Origin of the sequence: Actinosynnema sp. NPDC023658 (genome assembly GCF_040639995.1) — a bacterium.
GTDB lineage: Bacteria > Actinomycetota > Actinomycetes > Mycobacteriales > Pseudonocardiaceae > Actinosynnema.
In genome coordinates this window covers 1-1,830 of record NZ_JBFAAX010001060.1, presented here as the reverse complement: position 1 = coordinate 1,830, position 1,830 = coordinate 1, and the positions used below count along the sequence as shown (strand labels likewise).

At 70.5% G+C, this 1,830-nt stretch carries 3 protein-coding genes; 2 read left to right on the top strand and 1 reads right to left on the bottom strand.

Going from position 1 to position 1,830, the window contains the following annotated elements:
- The coding region (locus AB0G02_RS38055) for an FAD-dependent monooxygenase (RefSeq protein WP_360804724.1) at positions 1-518 on the bottom strand (518 nt) is incomplete at its 3' end.
- 126 nt (positions 519-644) lie between these two features.
- On the opposite strand from AB0G02_RS38055, the gene AB0G02_RS38050 reads away from it, so the two are divergent.
- Together AB0G02_RS38050 and AB0G02_RS38045 are read left to right on the top strand one after the other, a co-directional pair.
- On the top strand, positions 645-1,241 hold the full coding sequence (locus tag AB0G02_RS38050) for a TetR/AcrR family transcriptional regulator (protein WP_360804721.1): 597 nt from the start codon (positions 645-647) through the stop codon (positions 1,239-1,241).
- A 231-nt stretch (positions 1,242-1,472) separates the two neighbouring features.
- Positions 1,473-1,830, top strand: a 358-nt coding sequence (locus AB0G02_RS38045; protein ID WP_360804718.1) for an RICIN domain-containing protein, incomplete at its 3' end; no start/stop codon positions are given.

Genomic DNA, 1,830 nt, shown 5'->3' with positions numbered 1-1,830 from the left:
GAGACGGCCGGGCGGACCCGGGAGAACGCGCCGTCCGCGCCGATCACCAGGTCGGCCTCGGCGGTCGTGCCGTCGGTGAAGTGCAACGTCCGCGGGCCGTCGGTGGGCCCGCTGACCCGTTCCAGGGCCTGCCCCCACCGGACGGTCCGGGGCTGGAGCGAGTCGAGCAGCAGGGTGCGCAGCCGACCGCGGTCGATCTCGGGCTTGAACAGCTCGTCCGGGCCGGGGACGTGGTGGGTGAGGACCTCGCCGGTCGTGTCCAGCCGCCGCATCTCCTGCCCCTCCGGCCGGGCCCGGGCGAAGAACTCGTCGAGCAGACCGGCTTCGCGCAGGGCGACCTGGCCGTCGTCGGCGTGCAGGTCGAGGGTGCCGCCCTGGTCGCGGGCGTCGGGACCGGTCTCGCGGTCGTGGACGGTGACCGCGAGACCGTGCCGCTGCAGGATGCGGGCGCAGGTGAGCCCGCCGGGGCCGGCGCCGACGATGCTGATCCTGGCGTGGGCGGGTGCTGGTGAGGCCATGGTCGTTTCCTCCGGATCGGTCTGCGCGGACGGTCCGCGCAGGACTTCACCAGAAAAGCAGACCCGATAGCGAAGTGCAACGAGTCAACTTTTTCACCCGCCCCACCTTCGGTTAGGATCAGGCCCATGACCGAGGTTCCCGTCGGCCGCCGTGAACGCAAGAAGGCCGCCACCCGTCAAGCGATCGCGGACGCGGCACTGCGGCTGTTCCTGGAGCGCGGCTACGACCAGGTGGGCATCCGGGACATCGCCGACGAGGCCGACGTCTCGACCACCACGCTGTTCAAGCACTTCACCGGCAAGGAAGCGCTGGTGTTCGACCAGGAGGGGGACCGGGAGGCGGAGCTGGTCGCCGCGGTGCGGGACCGCCCCGCCGGTCAGGACGTCCTCGACGCGCTGCGGCAGCACGTCCTCGACACCTGGCTGCCGATCGCGGCGCACCCGCAGGCGGCCGAGTTCAACGACCTGGTGGACTCCACGCCGGAGCTGCGCGCCTACGCCGAACGCATGTGGACCCGGCACGCCGGCAGCCTCGCTGCGGCCATCGCGGACGAGACCGGCGTGGACCGCGATGACCTCGTGTGCGCCGCCCTGGCCCGGTTCGTGCTCGAAATCCCGTCCCTGGCCCGTGGCCGGCAGGACCGGCGAGCCGCCGTCGAGACGCTCTTCGACCTGCTCGCGCACGGCTGGAAGCCACCGAGCCAACCGCCGGCGCACCCGTAGCGCCCAACCGCACCACCCAGGCGGCCGTGCGGTCGACCGCGAGCGACGCCGTCCGTCGGTGACCGCTGCGGCAAGTGGGGCCGCCGCGACCCGACATTGTTAAGTCGCCAGCGAAACAAAGTCAAGCGTCGCGTCTTGATGGGGCTGAAGACTTGACTTTGTTTCGTTAGAAACCTAACAATCGCTGGCCTGCTCCTGATTCGCCTGTCCGCAATGATCAAAGGAGATCAGATGCGCGCTCCATCACGCCTGGGCAGAGCCTTGCTCGCCCTGGCGCTGACCGCTCCTGCGCTGGTGCTGGCGACCTCACCCGCGCAGGCCGCTCCCGCTCCGCTCGTGGGCGTCGGATCCGGTCGCTGCCTGGACGTCACGGGCAACTCCAGCGCCAACGGCGCGCAGCTGCAGATCTGGGACTGCACCGGTGGCGCCAACCAGGGCTGGGAGTTCTCGTCGTCGGGTGAACTGCGGGTGTTCAACGGCTCCAAGTGCCTGGACGTGCCCGGGGGCAGCACCGCCACCGGTACCCGCTTGGCGATCTGGGACTGCAACGGCGGCGCGAACCAGAAGTTCCGGCTCAACTCGAACGGCA

What these genes read in the sequence shown, in the direction of transcription:
- AB0G02_RS38050 (WP_360804721.1), top strand. Translation starts at nt 645, where the DNA reads ATGACCGAGGTTCCCGTCGGCCGCCGTGAACGCAAGAAGGCCGCCACC.